Annotated in this window: 18 protein-coding genes; 15 read left to right on the top strand and 3 right to left on the bottom strand. The window is 59.0% G+C overall.

All coding sequences use genetic code 11. The features are described from left to right. The first annotated feature begins 287 nt into the window (after nt 1-287). The 5 genes from malK (at nt 288) to ubiA (ending at nt 5,379) form a co-directional block, all read left to right on the top strand. Nucleotides 288-1,397, top strand: coding sequence for a maltose/maltodextrin ABC transporter ATP-binding protein MalK (gene malK, locus ABLU95_RS07940; RefSeq protein ID WP_025713802.1), 1,110 nt, complete (start codon nt 288-290; stop codon nt 1,395-1,397). A gap of 84 nt (nt 1,398-1,481) precedes the next feature. Further along, a complete protein-coding gene (locus tag ABLU95_RS07935; protein ID WP_002884747.1) occupies nt 1,482-2,771 on the top strand; it encodes a maltoporin in 1,290 nt (429 codons plus the stop codon). A 114-nt stretch (nt 2,772-2,885) separates the two neighbouring features. Then, entirely contained in the window at nt 2,886-3,815 is a 930-nt protein-coding gene (gene malM, locus ABLU95_RS07930; protein WP_008807310.1) for a maltose operon protein MalM, read from the top strand. Between the two features lie 187 nt (nt 3,816-4,002). Next, nucleotides 4,003-4,500, top strand: a complete 498-nt coding sequence (gene ubiC, locus ABLU95_RS07925) for a chorismate lyase (protein WP_348879196.1) — start codon at nt 4,003-4,005, stop codon at nt 4,498-4,500. Nucleotides 4,501-4,512: 12 nt separating this feature from the next. Further along, entirely contained in the window at nt 4,513-5,379 is an 867-nt protein-coding gene (ubiA, locus tag ABLU95_RS07920) for a 4-hydroxybenzoate octaprenyltransferase (RefSeq protein ID WP_002884808.1), read from the top strand. Nucleotides 5,380-5,437: 58 nt separating this feature from the next. Here the strand turns inward: ubiA and plsB are convergent, their stop codons facing one another. Next, entirely contained in the window at nt 5,438-7,861 is a 2,424-nt protein-coding gene (gene plsB / locus ABLU95_RS07915; RefSeq protein ID WP_289553831.1) for a glycerol-3-phosphate 1-O-acyltransferase PlsB, read from the bottom strand. Between the two features lie 128 nt (nt 7,862-7,989). On the opposite strand from plsB, the gene ABLU95_RS07910 reads away from it, so the two are divergent. The 4 genes from ABLU95_RS07910 (at nt 7,990) to ABLU95_RS07895 (ending at nt 10,921) form a co-directional block, all read left to right on the top strand. Next, nucleotides 7,990-8,358 (top strand): diacylglycerol kinase, encoded by a 369-nt coding sequence (locus ABLU95_RS07910; RefSeq protein ID WP_004206290.1) that lies wholly within the window; start codon nt 7,990-7,992, stop codon nt 8,356-8,358. Nucleotides 8,359-8,480: 122 nt separating this feature from the next. Next, nucleotides 8,481-9,089, top strand: a complete 609-nt coding sequence (lexA, locus tag ABLU95_RS07905; RefSeq protein ID WP_004206291.1) for a transcriptional repressor LexA — start codon at nt 8,481-8,483, stop codon at nt 9,087-9,089. Nucleotides 9,090-9,158: 69 nt separating this feature from the next. Further along, entirely contained in the window at nt 9,159-10,475 is a 1,317-nt protein-coding gene (dinF, locus tag ABLU95_RS07900; RefSeq protein WP_348879194.1) for an MATE family efflux transporter DinF, read from the top strand. Between the two features lie 236 nt (nt 10,476-10,711). Further along, a complete protein-coding gene (locus ABLU95_RS07895) occupies nt 10,712-10,921 on the top strand; it encodes a CsbD family protein (RefSeq protein WP_023291626.1) in 210 nt (69 codons plus the stop codon). A 95-nt stretch (nt 10,922-11,016) separates the two neighbouring features. On the opposite strand, the gene zur is transcribed toward ABLU95_RS07895, so the two are convergent. Next, nucleotides 11,017-11,532: a zinc uptake transcriptional repressor Zur gene (gene zur, locus ABLU95_RS07890; protein WP_049013098.1), complete on the bottom strand. Its 516-nt coding sequence runs from the start codon at nt 11,530-11,532 to the stop codon at nt 11,017-11,019. A gap of 247 nt (nt 11,533-11,779) precedes the next feature. On the opposite strand from zur, the gene ABLU95_RS07885 reads away from it, so the two are divergent. The 3 genes from ABLU95_RS07885 (at nt 11,780) to pspG (ending at nt 13,750) form a co-directional block, all read left to right on the top strand. Next, a complete protein-coding gene (locus ABLU95_RS07885; protein ID WP_023291628.1) occupies nt 11,780-12,268 on the top strand; it encodes a cupin domain-containing protein in 489 nt (162 codons plus the stop codon). Between the two features lie 100 nt (nt 12,269-12,368). Next, complete coding sequence (dusA, locus tag ABLU95_RS07880) at nt 12,369-13,367, top strand: tRNA dihydrouridine(20/20a) synthase DusA (protein ID WP_087848896.1); 999 nt, start codon at nt 12,369-12,371, stop codon at nt 13,365-13,367. A 140-nt stretch (nt 13,368-13,507) separates the two neighbouring features. After that, on the top strand, nt 13,508-13,750 hold the full coding sequence (pspG, locus tag ABLU95_RS07875; protein WP_004206297.1) for an envelope stress response protein PspG: 243 nt from the start codon (nt 13,508-13,510) through the stop codon (nt 13,748-13,750). Nucleotides 13,751-13,931: 181 nt separating this feature from the next. Here the strand turns inward: pspG and ABLU95_RS07870 are convergent, their stop codons facing one another. Then, nucleotides 13,932-14,915: a quinone oxidoreductase gene (locus tag ABLU95_RS07870; protein ID WP_023291630.1), complete on the bottom strand. Its 984-nt coding sequence runs from the start codon at nt 14,913-14,915 to the stop codon at nt 13,932-13,934. A 169-nt stretch (nt 14,916-15,084) separates the two neighbouring features. On the opposite strand from ABLU95_RS07870, the gene dnaB reads away from it, so the two are divergent. The 3 genes from dnaB (at nt 15,085) to tyrB (ending at nt 18,982) form a co-directional block, all read left to right on the top strand. Next, nucleotides 15,085-16,500, top strand: a complete 1,416-nt coding sequence (dnaB, locus tag ABLU95_RS07865; RefSeq protein WP_002884942.1) for a replicative DNA helicase — start codon at nt 15,085-15,087, stop codon at nt 16,498-16,500. 31 nt (nt 16,501-16,531) lie between these two features. Continuing rightward, the gene (gene alr, locus ABLU95_RS07860; RefSeq protein WP_047718370.1) at nt 16,532-17,611 is read left to right on the top strand and encodes an alanine racemase; all 1,080 of its coding nucleotides are present in this window, start codon (nt 16,532-16,534) and stop codon (nt 17,609-17,611) included. 177 nt (nt 17,612-17,788) lie between these two features. Then, on the top strand, nt 17,789-18,982 hold the full coding sequence (gene tyrB, locus ABLU95_RS07855; RefSeq protein ID WP_348879190.1) for an aromatic amino acid transaminase: 1,194 nt from the start codon (nt 17,789-17,791) through the stop codon (nt 18,980-18,982). Nucleotides 18,983-18,992: the final 10 nt, after the last annotated feature.

Raw genomic sequence — 18,992 nt, 5'->3', positions numbered from 1 at the left:
CCATCCTCCCCAGGTCTACGCCCCACCCGCTGGTTGTGTGATCTCCATTGCAAAAACGGCCGTATTGCGTCCTGGAGCACAGAAAAAAGCGCCCAATTTTGTCGCCTCCATCACGAAATCACCCGCTGCCCGCCATCCCCCGCGGCGAGAGCCAATCTCTCATCCTCCCATCTCCTCCCCCATAAAAAAGCCGGGGGGTGGAGGATTTGCCCGGCTAATGAATGCCGCATAGTCGACCCATCTTGAATGTGACTGTTAGTGACAGGTTGTAACGAAGGGAGAAGGGCATGGCGAGCGTACAGCTGCGAAATGTAACGAAAGCCTGGGGTGACGTGGTGGTATCGAAAGATATCAATCTCGATATCCACGAAGGGGAATTCGTCGTGTTTGTCGGGCCATCGGGCTGCGGCAAATCTACCCTGCTGCGTATGATTGCCGGGTTAGAAACTATTACCAGCGGGGACCTGTTTATCGGTGACACCCGCATGAACGAGATCCCACCGGCAGAACGCGGCGTTGGGATGGTATTCCAGTCTTATGCGCTCTATCCCCACCTTTCCGTTGCGGAAAATATGTCGTTTGGCCTGAAGCTGGCCGGCGCGAAAAAAGATCTGATTAACCAGCGGGTGACCCAGGTGGCGGAAGTGCTGCAGCTGGCCCATCTGCTGGAGCGTAAACCGAAAGCCCTCTCCGGCGGTCAGCGCCAGCGTGTGGCGATTGGCCGTACGCTGGTGGCTGAGCCGAGCGTCTTCCTGCTGGATGAGCCGCTCTCCAACCTCGATGCCGCCCTGCGCGTTCAGATGCGTATCGAAATCTCCCGTCTGCATAAGCGACTGGGCCGCACCATGATCTATGTGACCCACGATCAGGTTGAAGCGATGACCCTCGCGGACAAGATCGTGGTCCTCGACGCCGGCCGTGTGGCGCAGGTCGGGAAACCGCTGGAACTCTATCACTATCCGGCTGACCGCTTCGTCGCCGGCTTTATCGGTTCACCGAAGATGAACTTCCTGCCGGTCAAAGTTACCGCGACGGCTATCGATCAGGTGCAGGTTGAACTGCCAAACCGTCAGCAAATCTGGCTACCGGTGGACAGCGCCAATGTTCAGGTGGGCGCCAACATGTCCTTAGGTATCCGCCCGGAGCATTTACTGCCCAGCGATATCGCCGATGTGACCCTCGAAGGCGAGGTTCAGGTTGTAGAGCAGTTAGGTCACGAAACGCAAATTCATATCCAGATCCCCGCCATCCGTCAAAACCTGGTCTACCGCCAGAACGACGTGGTGTTGGTAGAAGAGGGAGCCACATTCGCTATCGGTTTGCCGCCAGAACGTTGCCATTTATTCCGTGAGGATGGCACCGCTTGTCGTCGGCTGCATAAAGAGCCGGGCGTGTAAGGCTTCCCATTAAAAAAGGCGCGAACCCGGCTGGCGGTACACCGGCGAAGCGTGCAAAGAAAAGCAATGATCTCAGGAGATAGAATGATGATTACTCTGCGCAAACTTCCACTGGCGGTCGCCGTCGCGGCAGGCGTTATGTCTGCTCAGGCGCTGGCTGTCGATTTCCATGGCTACGCGCGTTCCGGCATTGGCTGGACCGGCAGCGGCGGCGAGCAACAGTGCTTCAAAGCGACCGGCGCTCAAAGTAAATACCGTCTTGGTAACGAATGTGAAACCTATGCGGAACTGAAGCTGGGCCAGGAGCTGTGGAAGGAAGGAGATAAGAGTTTTTATTTCGATACTAACGTTGCCTATTCCGTGAATCAGGAAGATGACTGGGAAAGCACCTCTCCGGCGTTCCGTGAAGCCAACATCCAGGGTAAAAACCTGATCGACTGGCTGCCGGGCTCCACGCTGTGGGCGGGTAAACGCTTCTATCAGCGTCATGACGTTCACATGATCGACTTCTACTACTGGGATATCTCCGGCCCGGGTGCAGGTCTGGAAAACGTTGACCTTGGCTTCGGTAAGCTCTCTCTGGCCGCTACCCGTAACTCAGAAAGCGGCGGCTCTTATACTTTCTCCAGCGATGACACCAAGAAATATGCTGCGAAAACTGCCAACGACGTCTTTGACATCCGTCTGGCGGGCCTGGAAACCAACCCGGGCGGCGTGCTGGAGTTAGGCGTCGATTACGGCCGTGCGAACCCGCAGGATGACTATCGCCTGGAAGACGGCGCGTCGAAAGACGGCTGGATGTGGACCGGTGAACATACTCAGTCCATCTGGGGCGGCTTCAACAAGTTTGTGGTTCAGTACGCCACTGACGCAATGACCTCCTGGAACAGCGGCCACTCTCAGGGAACCAGCATCGATAACAACGGCAGCATGATCCGCGTTCTGGATCACGGCGCGATGGACTTCAACGATGACTGGGGCCTGATGTACGTTGCGATGTACCAGGACGTGGATCTGGACAGCAAAAACGGCTCCACCTGGTACACCGTGGGTGTTCGTCCGATGTACAAATGGACGCCGATCATGAGCACCCAGCTGGAAATCGGTTACGACAACGTGAAATCTCAGCGTACCAGCGAAAACAACAACCAGTACAAAATTACTCTGGCTCAACAGTGGCAGGCAGGCAACAGCGTCTGGTCTCGTCCGGCTATCCGTATCTTCGCAACCTACGCGAAGTGGGATGAAAACTGGGGCTACAGCAACACCTCTGGTCTGCAGACGAAAGACAGCAGCGGAAGCGGCGCTTTCACCTCCAGCCGCGGTGACGACAGCGAAGTTACCTTCGGTGCCCAGATGGAAGTGTGGTGGTAATACCGTCCGCAGGACGGGTGTAACCTGGGAGGGGCATCGGCCCCTCCTGACTATTCAGGGTTAGCGCGCTATTGCCTGGCTACCGCTAAACCGATGCTATCCAAGGTGAGAAGAATGAAAATGAAGAAAACTCTCGTCGCTCTGTGTTTATCCGCAGGGATGTTGGCATGCGTGCCGGGGATGAGCCTTGCCGATGTTAACTTTGTACCGCAGAACACCAGCGCCGCGCCGTCTATTCCAGCCAGCGCGCTGCAGCAGCTGATCTGGACGCCTGCCGATCAATCGAAGACGCAGAGCGTAGATTTAACCACCGGCGGTCAACGCCTGGATGTTCCAGGGATCGTCGGACCGGTCGCCGCCTGGAGCGTGCCGGCCAATATTGGTGAGCTGACCCTGACCCTCGACAGCGAACTGAACAAACATAAACAGATTTTTGCGCCGAACGTGCTGATTCTCGACCAGAACATGACGCCAGCGGCGTTCTTTCCCAGCAACTACTTTACCTATCAGCAGCCGGGCGTGATGACTGCCGATCGCCTGGGCGGAGTGATGCGCCTGACCCCGGCGCTGGGCCAGCAGAAGCTCTATGTGCTGGTGTTTACCACTGAAAAAGATCTCCAGCAGACCACCACCCTGCTGGATCCGGCGAAGGCCTATGCCAAAGGCGCAGGCAATGCGGCGCCGGACATCCCGGATCCGATCGCCAAACATACCACCGATGGCGTGCTGAAGCTGAAAGTGAAAACCAACAGCACCTCCAGCGTGCTGGTGGGGCCGCTGTTCGGCTCCTCCGGCCCGGGCCCGGTCACCGTCGGTAACACCGCGGCACCGGTAGCTGCGCCAGCCGCCGCAGCCGCTGCGGCGCCGGCCGCCAAAAGCGAACCGATGCTCAGCGATACCGAGACCTACTTCAACAACGGTATTAAGCAGGCGGTGAAACAAGGTGACATCGACAAAGCCCTGAAATTGATGAACGAAGCTGAGCGCCTCGGCTCGAAATCCGCTCGTTCCACCTTTATCAGCAGTGTAAAAGGCAAGGGGTAATCGTCTCCCCACAATGCTGATGTTTAGGCACAGCCTTTAGGTGCATCCTCCGGGATGCACCTTTTTTTGCACGCGCGGCGGTCTGTTGCATGGCTGTTGCGTGAATGATCGTATATTGACGTTTGCCCGCCACCAACCGCCTATTCTGCGATACAATGCTCTCACGTTATGTACCGGAGAATCAGGCATGTCCCATCCTGCGCTTACGCGACTGCGTGCGCTGCGCTATTTTGCCGTTATGCCGCCCCTGGCGCCGGCCCTGAGTGACTGGCTGCTGCTGGAGGACTCAATGACCCAGCGTTTTGAGCAACAAGGAAAGCAGGTCACCGTCACCCTGGTTAACGAAGGGTATATCGGGCGTGAGGCGCTGGCTGACGAAGCGGCTCTGTTGCCCGACGAGCCGCGCTACTGGCTGCGGGAGATTATACTCAATGCCGATGGCGAGCCCTGGCTGGCCGGGCGCACGGTGGTGCCGGAGTCGACGCTGTGTGGGCCGGAGCTGGCGCTACAGCAGCTCGGGCAGACCCCGCTGGGCCGATACCTGTTCACGTCGTCGACGTTAACCCGCGATTTTATTGAAATTGGTCGCGATGCAGCGCTGTGGGGGCGTCGTTCCCGTCTGCGGCTGAGCGGCAAACCCCTGCTGCTGACCGAGCTGTTTTTGCCTGCGTCGCCGTTGTACTAAGAGGAAGAAAAAATGGAGTGGAGTCTGTCGCAGAATAAGCTGTTGGCGTTTCATCGCCTGATGCGCACTGACAAACCGATCGGCGCCTTGCTGCTGCTGTGGCCGACGCTGTGGGCGCTGTGGGTGGCCTCGCCGGGCGTCCCGCCGCTGTGGATCCTGGCGGTATTCGTCGCCGGCGTCTGGCTGATGCGCGCCGCCGGCTGCGTGGTGAATGACTATGCCGATCGAAAATTTGATGGTCACGTAAAGCGTACCGCCCGCCGTCCGCTGCCGAGCGGCGACGTCACCGAGAAAGAGGCGCGAACGCTGTTTATCGTTCTGGTGCTGCTCTCCTTCCTGCTGGTGCTCACCCTCAACACCATGACGATTTTGCTGTCGGTGGCGGCGCTGGCGCTGGCGTGGGTCTATCCGTTTATGAAGCGCTACACCCATCTGCCGCAGGTGGTGCTGGGGGCGGCCTTTGGCTGGTCGATTCCAATGGCCTTCTCGGCCGTCAGCGAATCGCTGCCGCTGAGCTGCTGGCTGATGTTCCTCGCCAATATTCTGTGGGCGGTGGCCTACGATACCCAGTATGCGATGGTGGATCGCGATGACGACGTCAAGATCGGCATTAAATCGACGGCGATCCTGTTCGGCGAAAACGATCGTCTGATTATCGGTATCCTGCAGGTGGCCGTGCTGGCGCTGATGGGCGCGGTAGGCTGGCTGAACGGGCTGGGCTGGGAATACTACTGGTCGCTGTTCGTGGCGGCGGGTCTGTTTGGCTGGCAGCAGAAGCTTATCTTCAATCGCGACCGCGATAACTGCTTTAAAGCGTTTATGAACAATAACTACGTCGGGCTGGTGCTGTTCCTCGGCCTGGCGATGAGCTACCTGTAAAATCCCTGTCCCCATCCCCCCGGTTTGCCGGGGGGCGAGGAGGACAGCAAACGCCGCGTTACGCGTCGTCCTGCGTGACGCTTTCGATCGTCAGACGTACATCCGACGTAATCAAATCCGCCAGCATCCGATAGACCTTCAGGGTCTCTTCCGGCTCGGCATCGCCCGTATCGCTGATATAGCCTTCATCGCGCAGGGTCAACACCAGGGTACTGAACACCGCTTTATCGAAGAACTCCGGCGCGTTGATGCCATGCAGCACCGACAGGCGCTGAGCCACGGTACGGCTCTCTTTCTCCAGCGAGCTGCGGTTGATCGACGGGTTAGCGCTCAGCAGCCAGAAGGTAATGGCGTAGCGCTGCAGCGTCTCGCGGGCGCCTGCGGCCAACAGCTGCAGAGAGCGAGAGTGCGACGGGTTGAGGCTCATCATATCGCCATCGATGACGATCAGCTCCTGACGCAGCATCTCGGCAATCAGCGCATCCATCACTCCGGCCAGCTCCGCTTTCTCCCAGCGCAGGAACAGCTCGGCTTTAAGGAACGGATAGAGCGTTTCCACATGGCGCAGCACTTCGGCGCGGCTGAGATGACGATGCTGAGTCACCAGGGCGGCTAACAGCGACGGCATCACCAGCATATGGGCGATGTTGTTGCGATAGTAGGTCATCAGCACCGCCTGCTCGCGCGGCAGAATGATGATGTCGCCAATGGTGTCTTTCTCGACTTCGAACTTGTTCATCTGCAGGGCGTGGTCGATAAGTTCGCTGGCCGAAGCGGACGGCGCGGTGGCATCCGGCGAATAGGGCACATTGCGCAGCAGCGCGAGGTAACACTCCAGCTGCTGGGTGAGCTGCTCACGGGTCAGCGAACGCTGGCGGGAGGCCAGCAGCGCCGTACAGCAGAGGTTCATGGCGTTGGCCGCGCCGGCGTTGTTGATGCGTACCATCAGGTCAGCGGCGATGTTATTCACCGTCGGCGTCAGCCAGGAAGGGCGGACCGCTTCGATCGGGTCAATCGCTTCCCGCCACTCCGGCACATGGTGGTTCAGATAGGTCATCAGCGGTAGCGGTTCGCCGAAGTTAACGTAGCCCTGGCCAAGATTGCGCAGCTTGCTTAAGCCGCGCACCATCTGCGGCAGACTCTCTTTCTCTTTGGTGGCGCCGCGCAGCTCTTTGGCATAGGTCCCTACCTCCATCACGTGCTCGTAGCCGATGTAAATCGGCACCAGGGTGATCGGCCGGGTGCCGCCGCGCAGCATCGCCTGGATAGTCATCGACAGCGTACCGGTCTTCGGATCGAGCAGACGGCCGGTACGGGAGCGGCCGCCTTCGACGAAATACTCTACGGAATAGCCGCGGCTGAACAGTTCGCCAAGGTACTCGCGGAACACCGTGGAGTAGAGCTTATTGCCCTTAAAGGTGCGGCGAATAAAGAATGCGCCGAGGCGGCGGAAGATTGGCCCGGCTGGCCAGAAGTTAAGGTTGATACCCGCCGCGATATGCGGAGGCACCAGCCCCTGGTGGTACAGGACGTAAGAGAGCAGCAGATAGTCCATGTGGCTGCGGTGGCAGGGGACATAGACAATCTCATGGCCGTCGTGCGCCAGCTGGCGTACGCGCTCGGCGTTATGCACGTTGATGCCCTGGTACAGGCGGTTCCAGGTGAAGCCGAGAATGCGGTCGGTCAGGCGGATCATCTCGTAAGAGAAGTTCGCGGCAATCTCTTCCATCAGCGCAATCGCGTTCTGCTGGGCCTTCTCGTGGGAAATTTTCTTGCTGCGCGCTTCGTCTTCCACCGCCCGGGCAATGGCCTTCGACGCCAGCAGCTTGTTAAACAGATCCTGGCGGGCCGGCAGACGCGGGCCGACGGCGGCCAGGCGCTGGCGGGCAAAATGCATCCGCGCGACGCGAGCCAGTTTCTGGGCGATGATCTTATCGGTACCGTGCTCATCCGCCATGCGGCGCAGCGATACGGAAGGCGAGAAGCGCACGAAGCTGTCTCGGCCGAGCCAGGAGACGGCGAAAAATTTCTGAATGCCGTTAAGCATCCGCAGCGGCGGATTAACTTCCCCTTTCTCACGACCCGGCGAGCGGCCGAACATCACCGACACCGGCACCATTTGCACATCGAGATCCGGATGGTTGCGGTGCAGATCGAGGTAGTCGTGGAACAGCTTGATGGACTCTTCTTTTGGCGTGTAGTAGGTGAATACGCGCGGCCCGCCGTGGATGAATACGTAGCGCGGCAGCAGGGCGCCGTCGATTTCCAGCGGTTCAAGCGGGTCAGGTAAATCATGCGCCAGACATTGGGCGCGCAGCGTCAGCAGGTCCGCCTTGGAGTTATAGGGCAGGACGTACATGACCGGACGCGAGGTATCGAGTCCTAATTCCTGAGCAGGCTCTGCCGGAATAGACTTGCTTTTTACCAGCACCCGTAATGGTAAATTCAGTAATTTATAGTAAATTCGTTGCCAGCCGGACATAAACGATGTGAAGCCTCTGGTTAATCATGCAAATGCGCGGCAAGAATAACAGAAAGCGGGCAAAATTTCCGTTACCGCGCGGCAAACGCGTACACTCATCGACGTCATTTACATAAAAAGGTTTTGTGATGGCCAATAATACCACCGGGTTAACCCGAATCATTAAGGCGGCAGGTTACTCCTGGAAAGGATTTCGCGCGGCGTGGATCAACGAGGCCGCGTTTCGTCAGGAAGGTGTCGCCGCCATCGTGGCCGTCGCGATAGCCTGCTGGCTGGACGTCGACGCCATCACCCGCGTATTGCTGATTGGCTCGGTCCTGCTAGTGATGATAGTCGAAATTCTCAACAGCGCGATTGAGGCGGTCGTGGACCGTATTGGCTCGGATTATCACGAGCTTTCAGGGCGCGCCAAAGACATGGGGTCGGCGGCGGTCCTGCTGGCGATTATCATCGCGCTGATCACCTGGGGAACGCTGCTGTGGAGCCATTATCACTAACGTTCTTCGCTAACCCTCGCAAAATATAAACAATCTGCCGATTTTTGTGTGCCATGTGGTTCCAAAATCACCGTTAGCTGTATATACTCACAGCATAACTGTATATACACCCAGGGGGCGGAATGAAAGCGTTAACGACCAGGCAGCAAGAGGTGTTTGATCTCATTCGGGATCATATCAGCCAGACGGGCATGCCGCCGACGCGTGCGGAGATTGCTCAGCGCTTGGGGTTCCGTTCCCCAAACGCGGCGGAAGAACACCTGAAAGCGCTGGCGCGTAAAGGCGCAATCGAGATCGTCTCCGGCGCCTCGCGCGGTATCCGCCTGCTGACGGAAGAAGAGCACGGCCTGCCGCTGATCGGCCGCGTCGCCGCCGGTGAGCCGCTGCTGGCGCAGCAGCATATTGAAGGCCACTATCAGGTCGACCCGTCGATGTTCAAGCCCAACGCCGATTTTCTGCTGCGCGTCAGCGGGATGTCGATGAAAGACATCGGTATTCTGGATGGTGATCTGCTGGCGGTCCACAAAACCCAGGATGTGCGTAACGGCCAGGTGGTGGTAGCGCGCATTGATGATGAAGTGACGGTCAAGCGCCTGAAAAAGCAGGGCAACGTCGTCGAACTGTTGCCGGAAAACAGCGAATTTACCCCTATCGTTGTCGATCTGCGTCAGCAGAGTTTTACCATTGAGGGTCTGGCCGTTGGCGTGATCCGTAATGGAGAATGGCTGTAACGCCTGCCCCCGCGCAGCGTCATCTGATGCATGACGCTGCGACGTTTGTCCTCAATCAGGTCTCCGAACATGCTGCTCAACGCTGCCGATAAAGCGCTGTGGCGCCTTGCACTCCCCATGATTTTCTCCAATATCACCGTCCCGCTGCTGGGGCTGGTGGATACCGCGGTGATCGGCCACCTTGACAGCCCGGTATATCTCGGCGGCGTCGCGGTCGGAGCGACGGCCACCAGTTTCCTGTTTATGCTGCTGCTGTTTCTTCGCATGAGCACCACCGGGCTGACCGCTCAGGCCTGGGGGGCCAAAGATCCGCTGCGACTGGCGCGGGCGCTGGTGCAGCCGCTGGCTCTGGCGCTGGGCGCCGGGGTGTTGATTATCCTGTTTCGCCTGCCGCTGATTAACCTCGCCCTGCATATCGTCGGCGGCAGCGGGGCGGTTCTCGAGCAGGCGAGACGATTTCTCGATATCCGCTGGCTCAGCGCTCCCGCGTCGCTGGCCAACCTTGTGCTGCTTGGCTGGCTGTTGGGGGTCCAGTATGCCCGGGCGCCGGTGATTTTGCTGGTGGTCGGTAATCTGTTGAATATTGTGCTCGACCTGTGGCTGGTGATGGGCCTGCGGATGAACGTCCAGGGGGCGGCGCTGGCCACGGTCACTGCGGAGTACGCCACACTCATTATCGGCCTGATGATGGCGAAGCGGGTGCTGACGCTGCGCGGCGTGCCGCTGGCGATGCTGAAAAACGCCTGGCGTGGCGACATGCGCCGTCTGCTGGCGTTGAATCGCGACATCATGCTGCGCTCCCTGCTGCTGCAGCTGTGCTTTGGCGCGCTGACCGTCTACGGCGCCCGTCTGGGCAGCGATATCGTGGCGGTCAACGCCGTACTGATGACCATGCTGACCTTTACCGCCTACGCGCTGGATGGCTTTGCCTATGCCGTGGAGGCCCACTCCGGCCAGGCCTACGGCGCGCGCGACGGCAGCCAGCTGCTGGAGGTGTGGCGGGCGGCCTGCCGGCAGTCCGGTATGGTGGCGCTGGCGTTTGCCCTGGTTTACAGCCTGGCGGGGGAGTACATCATCGCGCTGTTAACCTCGCTGCCTTCCCTGCAGCAGCTGGCCGATCGCTATCTGATCTGGCAGACCATCCTGCCGGTGGTCGGGGTCTGGTGCTATCTGCTGGACGGCATGTTTATCGGTGCGACGCGCGGCGCGGAGATGCGGAACAGTATGGCGGTCGCTGCGGCCGGCTTCGCCGTGACGCTGCTTACGGTCCCGGCGCTCGGCAATCACGGCCTGTGGCTGGCGCTGGCGGTGTTTCTCGCGCTGCGAGGCCTGTCGCTGGCGCTGATCTGGCGCCGCCACTGGCGACGCGGCACCTGGTTTAGTTAGCCCTTTCTCTAGCTCGCCGTTATCGGTGAACGTCCTCCGGTCGCGCCAGGCTTGCCGGAGCGACTCAGTAGCCCGGCGAGCGTAGCGCGTGTCGGGAAAACCACCTTCAGCGTTTCCAATGAGGGCTATGGTTAAAAATTCCGAATAACGAATCGGCGCCAGCATTCTCATCTATAGTTAATACCATGTCCGGCACAAAACGGGCTGTAAACCCACCGAATGATGAGGACGTTATCATGAATAAAGACGAAATCGGCGGTAACTGGAAACAGTTGAAAGGTAAAGCCAAGGAACAGTGGGGCAAACTTACCGATGACGATATGACCGTAATCGAAGGGAAGCGCGACCAGCTGGTCGGCAAAATTCAGGAGCGTTACGGCTATGAGAAAGATCAGGCTGAGAAAGAAGTCTCAGACTGGGAGCATAAGAACGACTATCGCTGGTAGCGTTCCGTGATCCGAAGAATGAAGCATTTGTGTTAGTGCCTGTCTAAATGGCGCAGGGACGCGCCGTTAACCCTTTTTCCCGCTGCGGCTGCCGCTCAGCGGGCTTTCTTTTTGAGCTGAATCGTATGATCATGCTGGCAGTGTCCCGGCGTGCTGCAGGCTTCCACTTCCACGCAGCTCGCGCAAAGGCCATGAGCTTCAATCACGTTGTGGCGCAGGGCGAAGCCCATTCTGGCCGCCAGCGTGTGCATGATATCTTCCACCCCTTCAGCCGCCTCTTCCTTCACCACGCCGCAGCGGTCGCAGATAAACATGGCCGAGCTGTGGGTTGGCTGGTCAAAGAGATGACACAGCACATAGCTGTTGGTCGATTCCACCTTGTGGACAAAACCCTGCTCGAGTAAAAACTCCAGCGCGCGGTAGACCGTCGGCGGCTTCGCCTGCGGCTCTTTCTCACGCAGCAGATCCAGCAGGTCGTAGGCGCTGATTGCCCCTTGCTGCAGGCTCATCAGGCGCAACACTTCCAGACGCTGTGGGGTCAGGCGTACGCCGCGTTGCGCACACAGCTTTTCAGCATGCGCTAACATCTCTTGCGAAGGGGTCTTATCCATGAGCATCCTCAGGTTGCGTGAAATTGAATCTGTTACTTTATCACGTTCCGCGGAAAACGCCGAGACCCGACGGGTGATGCGGGTCATACTTCAGATTGTCGGCGCCAGTCCACTCCCTGGCGCTGGCCGCTGACGCTCGTGGAGGCTGCGCCTTAGCCGGTCGTTAAAACCGTATGCCCGATTTAATCGCAACACGCCTGACCCAGGGTATGCTATATCTGAAGTGTCTCATTTTCGGGAGAAAACGATGAAACGACCTGATTGCATTCGCCACTGGCGCGAACTGGAAGGGCCCGACGATGCCACTTATCCCGACAGCCCGGAGCGTTTTTCCATTGGCGCGCCGCTGGGGCGCGGTTTACGCCTCAACCGGCTGGGGATCCACCACGAGAGACTGCCGCCCGGGCGGCGCACCTCTTACCCGCACGCGGAGAGCGATGAGGAAGAGTTCATCTATGTGCTGGAGGGCTATCCGGAAGTGTGGATAAACGGCTATCTCTGGAAGCTGGAGCCGGGCGATAGCGTAGGTTTCCCCGCCGGCACCGGCGTTTGCCACACTTTTCTCAATAACACCGAGCAGGAGGTTCGTCTCTTGGTGGTGGGTGAGGCCAACAAAAAGTACAACCGAATTTACTACCCGCTCAATCCCGGCTATGCCGCGACGCGCCAGGATCGCTGGGTTGATCATCCGCCGCAGTTCTTTGGCCCACATGACGGCAAACCGCGGATAAAGTAATCGACACCGGGAAGGGGCGAAGCGCGGCGCACTACGCGCCTGTGGTTTATCTTTATGCTATAGTAGCGCCCCTTTTTACCCGGATGCTTATTTATTCGCCATGATGCCTGAATCAACGTCACCTGTTTTTCCTGCTCACCGCTTCTCCATCGCGCCGATGCTCGACTGGACTGACCGGCATTGCCGCTACTTCCTGCGGCTGCTGTCGCGGCATACGCTGCTGTATACCGAAATGGTGACCACCGGGGCGATTATTCACGGCAAAGGGGACTATCTGGCCTATAGCGAAGAAGAACACCCGGTTGCTCTGCAGCTCGGCGGCAGCGATCCGCAGGCCCTGGCGCAGTGCGCGAAGCTGGCCGAGGCGCGCGGCTATGATGAGATCAATCTCAACGTCGGCTGCCCCTCCGATCGGGTGCAGAACGGGATGTTTGGCGCCTGTCTGATGGGGAACGCCCAGCTGGTGGCCGACTGTATCAAAGCGATGCGCGATGTGGTGTCGATCCCGGTCACGGTGAAGACCCGTATCGGCATCGACGACCAGGATAGCTATGAATTCCTTTGCGATTTCATTGAGACGGTCTCCGGCAAGGGCGAATGTGAGATGTTTATTATTCACGCCCGCAAAGCCTGGCTCTCCGGTCTGAGCCCGAAAGAGAACCGCGAGATCCCGCCGCTGGATTATCCCCGCGTCTGGCAGCTGAAGCGTGACTTCCCCCACCTGACGATGGCGATTAACGGCGGTATCAAATCGCTGGATGAAGCCAGAGTGCAGCTTGAGCATATGGATGGGGTGATGGTCGGGCGTGAGGCCTATCAGAATCCGGGTATTCTGGCTTCGGTCGACCGGGAGATTTTCGGCGTCGCCGGCGCGGATGCCGATCCGGTGGCCGTCGTGCGGGCCATGTACCCGTATATTGAGCGCGAGCTCAGCAAGGGTACTTATCTGGGCCATATCACCCGTCATATGTTGGGACTGTTTCAGGGTATCCCGGGCGCCCGGCAGTGGCGTCGCTACCTGAGCGAGAATGCGCATAAAGCCGGCGCCGACATTGCGGTGCTGGAGCAGGCCCTGAAGCTGGTGGCCGATAAGCGTTAGTTTCTCACCAAAACCTGGTGAAATTGACCACGCCTCGCACACCATTGCGGGGCGTTTTCTTTTAAATTCAGTTGGTTATTGTTGGCATGTTTTTTGTAATACCTGCAGAGCGACATATTAATGACTGTGGGGAGAGAGCCATGCTGGAACTGTTATTTGTCATCGGATTTTTTGTCATGCTGCTGGTCACCGGTGTATCGCTGTTGGGGATTATCGCCGCCATCGTGGTGGCTACGGCGCTGATGTTCGTCGGCGGTTTGTTTGCTTTAATGATTAAATTGCTGCCGTGGCTGCTGTTGGCGGTGGTGGTGGTGTGGGTTATTCGGGCACTGAAAACCCCGGACGGAAACGCTTTTCGCGACAATAACCGTTGGCGTTACTAAGGTATTGAGGGGTATGTCACAACCTGAACAATTTTGCACAGAACCGCGTAGGCATTACTGCGCAAATCTGTCACTATTAGCGCGTTAACGAATTCATCGCGCTGTACCCTACATACAGCCGAACTAAAAAAAAGTAAGGGCTTCCCAGGTGGAAGCCCTAAACTTTTGTCCCTTTGTCCGCTTACGGCAGCAGCAGACTCGACCCCTGTGTCACCCGGCTCTCCAGAACTTCATGCGCTCGTCGCGCTTCGGTCAGCGGATAGGTCTGACTCTCGGGCACGTCCACTTTAATCACGCCGCTGGCGATCAGCGAAAACAGCTCACTGCAGGCTTCCGCCAGCTCTTCCCGGTTGGTGATATAGCCCTGTAGCGATGGGCGGGTGACATACAGAGAACCTTTCTGGTTCAGGATCCCCAGATTAACGCCGGTTACCGGGCCGGAAGAGTTGCCAAAGCTGACCATCAGGCCGCGGCGTTGCAGACAGTCCAGAGAGGCTTCCCAGGTATCTTTCCCTACCGAGTCATAGACCACGGCGACTTTCTTACCGTCGGTGAGCGCTTTGAGCCGCTCCGCGATAGGTTCTTCGCGATAGTTAATCACCTGCCAGGCGCCCGCCGCTTTGGCGCGCTGCGCCTTCTGCGCGCTGCCGACGGTGCCGATAAGTTTCGCCCCCAGCGCTTTCGCCCACTGACAGGCTATCAGCCCCACGCCGCCGGCGGCTGCGTGAAACAGGAACATCTCATCAGGCTTAATTTCATAGGTTTTGCGCAGCAGATACCAGACCGTTAATCCCTTGAGGAACGACGCGGCGGCCTGTTCGAAAGAGATGGCGTCCGGGAGGACCGCCGCTTTGTCGGCCAGCACATTGTGCACCGTGCTGTAGGCGCCGAGCGCCGACTGGGCGTACACCACCCGATCGCCTACCTTAATGTGCGATACCCCGTGGCCAACTTTACTGACGACGCCGGCCGCTTCGGTGCCGAGGCCGCTCGGCAGCGACGGCGGCGGATAGAGGCCGCCACGAACATAGGTGTCGATATAATTGATACCGATGGCTTTGTTTTCGACCTGAATTTCATGCTCAGCGGGATCGCGGGGCGTGAATTCAACCGCCTGAAGCACCTCCGGCCCCCCGTGTTTTGAAAATTCGATGCGTGTTGCCATGTTCGCTCCTGTGTTGTTCTGAGATTATCCAGTAAGCTTAACAGCCTGCGGCGGCGGCGACGGATTTTCTTACCCGCCTCAGGCCAGTCACGCTGAATGGGTTCTTTAGCGGCAATGGCTTTCTCGCTATACTGTCACGCTCTTTTCCGTATCGGTGAAACGTTAGGCTATGGCAGGAAATAAACCCTTCAACAAACCACAGACAGAAACCCGCGAACGCGATCCGCAGCTCGCCGGGCTGAAAGTCCCGCCGCACTCGATTGAAGCGGAGCAGTCGGTGTTGGGCGGTTTAATGCTGGATAACGAGCGCTGGGACGACGTCGCCGAACGCGTCGTTGCCGACGACTTTTATACCCGTCCGCATCGTCATATCTTTACCGAGATGGCGCGCCTGCAGGAGTCGGGCAGCCCGATTGACCTGATCACCCTTGCGGAGTCGCTGGAGCGTCAGGGACAGCTGGACAGCGTGGGCGGCTTCGCCTATCTGGCTGAACTGTCCAAAAATACCCCCAGCGCGGCAAACATCAGCGCCTATGCCGACATCGTGCGCGAACGCGCGGTCGTGCGCGAGATGATCTCGGTGGCCAATGAAATCGCCGAGGCCGGCTTCGACCCGCAGGGGCGAACCAGCGAAGATCTGCTCGACCTCGCCGAGTCCCGCGTCTTTAAAATCGCTGAAAGCCGGGCCAATAAAGACGAAGGGCCGAAAAACATCGCCGATGTCCTCGACGCCACCGTCGCCCGTATCGAACAGCTGTTCCAGCAGCCCCACGACGGCGTTACCGGGGTCAACACCGGCTACGACGACCTCAACAAAAAGACCGCCGGCCTGCAGCCGTCGGATCTGATTATCGTCGCCGCCCGTCCGTCGATGGGTAAAACGACCTTCGCCATGAACCTCGTGGAAAACGCAGCGATGCTGCAGGACAAGCCGGTACTCATCTTCAGTCTCGAGATGCCCTCGGAACAGATCATGATGCGTTCTCTGGCCTCGCTGTCGCGCGTCGATCAGACCCGCATTCGTACCGGTCAGCTGGACGATGAGGACTGGGCGCGGATCTCCGGCACCATGGGCATTCTGCTGGAAAAACGTAACATCTATATCGATGACTCCTCCGGCCTGACGCCGACGGAAGTGCGTTCCCGCGCGCGGCGTATCGCTCGCGAGCACGGCGGCATCGGGCTGATTATGATCGACTACCTGCAGCTGATGCGCGTGCCGTCGCTCTCCGACAACCGTACCCTTGAGATCGCCGAAATCTCCCGCTCGCTGAAGGCGCTGGCCAAAGAGCTGCAGGTGCCGGTGGTGGCGCTGTCGCAGCTGAACCGCTCGCTGGAACAACGTGCTGATAAACGTCCGGTCAACTCCGACCTGCGTGAGTCCGGCTCTATCGAACAGGATGCCGACTTAATCATGTTCATTTACCGTGATGAGGTCTATCACGAGAACAGCGATCTGAAGGGCATCGCGGAAATTATCATTGGTAAACAACGTAACGGCCCGATCGGCACCGTGCGACTGACTTTCAACGGCCAGTGGTCGCGTTTCGATAATTATGCTGGCCCTCAGTATGATGATGAGTAATCCTTCCTCCTTCTTTAATTAAGGAATTCAAATGCAAGCGGCAACTGTAGTTATCAACCGCCGCGCTCTGCGACACAACCTGCAACGTCTGCGTGAACTGGCGCCTGCCAGCAAACTGGTTGCGGTGGTGAAAGCGAACGCCTACGGACACGGTCTTCTTGAGACCGCGCGAACGCTGACCGACGCCGACGCTTTTGGCGTCGCCCGCCTGGAAGAGGCGCTGCGCCTGCGAGCGGGGGGGATCGCCCAGCCGATCCTCCTGCTGGAAGGCTTTTTTGCGGCGGAAGACCTGGCGGTGATCGCCGCTCAGCGTCTGCATACGGCGGTGCATAGCCCCGAACAGCTGGCGGCGCTGGAGCAAGCCGACCTCCCCGAGCCGGTGACCGTGTGGATGAAACTGGATACCGGTATGCATCGCTTAGGGGTGCGCCCGGAGGAAGCTGAGGCGTTTTATCAGCGTCTGAGCCAGTGCAAAAACGTCCGCCAGCCGGTCAACGTGGTGAGCCACTTCGCCCGCGCCGATGAGCCGACCTGCGGCGCCACCGAACGGCAGCTGGATATCTTCACCACCTTTACCGAAGGCAAGCCGGGATGGCGCTCTATTGCCGCCTCGGGCGGCATCCTGCTGTGGCCGCAGTCGCATTATGACTGGGTGCGTCCGGGCATTATCCTGTATGGCGTGTCGCCGCTGGACGATCGCTCCACCGGGAAAGATTTTGGCTGTCAGCCGGTGATGACCCTGACGTCCAGCCTGATTGCCGTGCGCGAGCATAAAGCAGGGGAGCCCGTCGGCTACGGCGGCACCTGGATCAGCGAACGCGACACTCGGCTCGGCGTGGTCGCGATGGGCTATGGCGACGGTTATCCGCGCGCCGCGCCGTCGGGCACCCCAGTGCTGGTCAATGGCCGCGAAGTGCCGATTGTCGGCCGGGTGGCGATGGATATGATCTGTGTTGACCTCGGCCCGCAGGCCGAGGATAAAGCCGGCGACGCGGTGGTGCTATGGGGAGAGGGACTCCCGGTAGAGCGCATCGCCGAGATAACGAAAGTGAGCGCTTACGAACTTATTACGCGACTGACCTCCCGCGTCGCCATGAAATACCTCGACTGAGCCTCGTTCGTACCGGATAGCTCAGACGCTGGTCCGGTACGCAATCGGTATAGCCGCGGACAAAAAAGCGGTTTATACCGCTGCGCAGTCACTTTCCCCTCAACATCCTCTCGACCTGCCGTCATATCCGGTTTATTGTGTAAGAACCTGCCCTATGTAAACCTGGAGATACATCGCGTGTTTCAAAAAGTTGACGCCTACGCCGGCGACCCAATTCTTTCTCTGATGGAACGCTTCAAAGAAGACCCGCGAAGCGACAAAGTCAACCTGAGTATCGGGCTATATTACAACGATGACGGCATTATCCCGCAGCTGCAGGCGGTGGCGGAAGCGGAAGCGCGCCTGAACGCCGAGCCGCACGGCGCCTCGCTGTATCTGCCGATGGAAGGGCTGAGCGGCTACCGCCAGGCGATTGCCCCGCTGCTGTTTGGCGCAGAGCATACCGCGCTTAAGCAAAACCGCATCGCCTCCATTCAGACGGTCGGCGGTTCGGGCGCGCTGAAGGTCGGGGCCGACTTCCTCAAACGCTACTTTCCTGAGTCTCATGTCTGGGTCAGTGACCCGACCTGGGAAAACCACATCGCCATATTTGAAGGGGCTGGCTTCGAAGTAAGTACTTACCCCTGGTTTGATAAAGCCACCAACGGCGTGCGCTTTGAAGCGCTGCTGGCGACGCTGCAAACGCTGCCGGCGCGCGACATTGTGCTGCTGCACCCCTGCTGCCACAACCCGACCGGCGCCGACCTGACGCCGGAACAGTGGGATCGTGTGGTGGAGATCCTGAAAGCGCGTCAGCTGATCCCGTTCCTCGACATTGCCTACCAGGGCTTTGGCGCAGGGCTGGAAGAGGATGCCTACGCCATTCGCGCCATCGCCAGCGCCGGGATGCCGATGCTGGTCAGCAACTCTTTCTCCAAAATTTTCTCCCTGTACGGGGAGCGCGTCGGCGGCCTGTCGGTGGTCTGTGAAGACAGTGAAACCGCAGGCCGCGTGCTGGGCCAGCTGAAGGCCACCGTGCGCCGCAACTACTCCAGCCCGCCGAGCTTTGGCGCGCAGGTGGTGGCGATGGTGCTGAACGATGCCGGGCTGAAAGCCACCTGGCAGGCGGAAGTGGACGCCATGCGCGCGCATATCCTGACCATGCGTCAGGCGCTGGTCGACGCGCTGCAGCAGGTTGCTCCGGGCAGCAAAGTGGATTATCTGCTCAAGCAGCGCGGGATGTTCAGCTACACCGGCTTCAGCGCGGCGCAGGTGGATCGCCTGCGCGACGAGTTTGGCGTCTACCTGATTGCCAGCGGACGTATGTGCGTGGCGGGGTTAAACTCACGTAATGTTCAGCAGGTAGCGAAAGCCTTTGCCGCGGTAATGTAAGCCGCTCTCC

It is taken from the genome of Klebsiella sp. GG_Kp146, from assembly GCF_040061975.1.
In the GTDB taxonomy this organism is placed as follows: Bacteria; Pseudomonadota; Gammaproteobacteria; order Enterobacterales; family Enterobacteriaceae; genus Klebsiella; species Klebsiella quasipneumoniae.
The sequence above is the reverse complement of the archived record's forward strand: the minus strand, read 5'-3'. Positions and strand labels throughout refer to the sequence as shown.

Bases quoted from the DNA above. Each gene is read 5' to 3' on its own strand.
- malK (WP_025713802.1), top strand. From the start codon at position 288: ATGGCGAGCGTACAGCTGCGAAATGTAACGAAAGCCTGGGGTGACGTG.
- ABLU95_RS07935 (WP_002884747.1), top strand. From the start codon at position 1,482: ATGATGATTACTCTGCGCAAACTTCCACTGGCGGTCGCCGTCGCGGCA.
- malM (WP_008807310.1), top strand. From the start codon at position 2,886: ATGAAAATGAAGAAAACTCTCGTCGCTCTGTGTTTATCCGCAGGGATG.
- ubiC (WP_348879196.1), top strand. From the start codon at position 4,003: ATGTCCCATCCTGCGCTTACGCGACTGCGTGCGCTGCGCTATTTTGCC.
- ubiA (WP_002884808.1), top strand. From the start codon at position 4,513: ATGGAGTGGAGTCTGTCGCAGAATAAGCTGTTGGCGTTTCATCGCCTG.
- plsB (WP_289553831.1), bottom strand. From the start codon at position 7,861: ATGTCCGGCTGGCAACGAATTTACTATAAATTACTGAATTTACCATTA.
- ABLU95_RS07910 (WP_004206290.1), top strand. From the start codon at position 7,990: ATGGCCAATAATACCACCGGGTTAACCCGAATCATTAAGGCGGCAGGT.
- lexA (WP_004206291.1), top strand. From the start codon at position 8,481: ATGAAAGCGTTAACGACCAGGCAGCAAGAGGTGTTTGATCTCATTCGG.
- dinF (WP_348879194.1), top strand. From the start codon at position 9,159: ATGCTGCTCAACGCTGCCGATAAAGCGCTGTGGCGCCTTGCACTCCCC.
- ABLU95_RS07895 (WP_023291626.1), top strand. From the start codon at position 10,712: ATGAATAAAGACGAAATCGGCGGTAACTGGAAACAGTTGAAAGGTAAA.
- zur (WP_049013098.1), bottom strand. From the start codon at position 11,532: ATGGATAAGACCCCTTCGCAAGAGATGTTAGCGCATGCTGAAAAGCTG.
- ABLU95_RS07885 (WP_023291628.1), top strand. From the start codon at position 11,780: ATGAAACGACCTGATTGCATTCGCCACTGGCGCGAACTGGAAGGGCCC.
- dusA (WP_087848896.1), top strand. From the start codon at position 12,369: ATGATGCCTGAATCAACGTCACCTGTTTTTCCTGCTCACCGCTTCTCC.
- pspG (WP_004206297.1), top strand. From the start codon at position 13,508: ATGCTGGAACTGTTATTTGTCATCGGATTTTTTGTCATGCTGCTGGTC.
- ABLU95_RS07870 (WP_023291630.1), bottom strand. From the start codon at position 14,915: ATGGCAACACGCATCGAATTTTCAAAACACGGGGGGCCGGAGGTGCTT.
- dnaB (WP_002884942.1), top strand. From the start codon at position 15,085: ATGGCAGGAAATAAACCCTTCAACAAACCACAGACAGAAACCCGCGAA.
- alr (WP_047718370.1), top strand. From the start codon at position 16,532: ATGCAAGCGGCAACTGTAGTTATCAACCGCCGCGCTCTGCGACACAAC.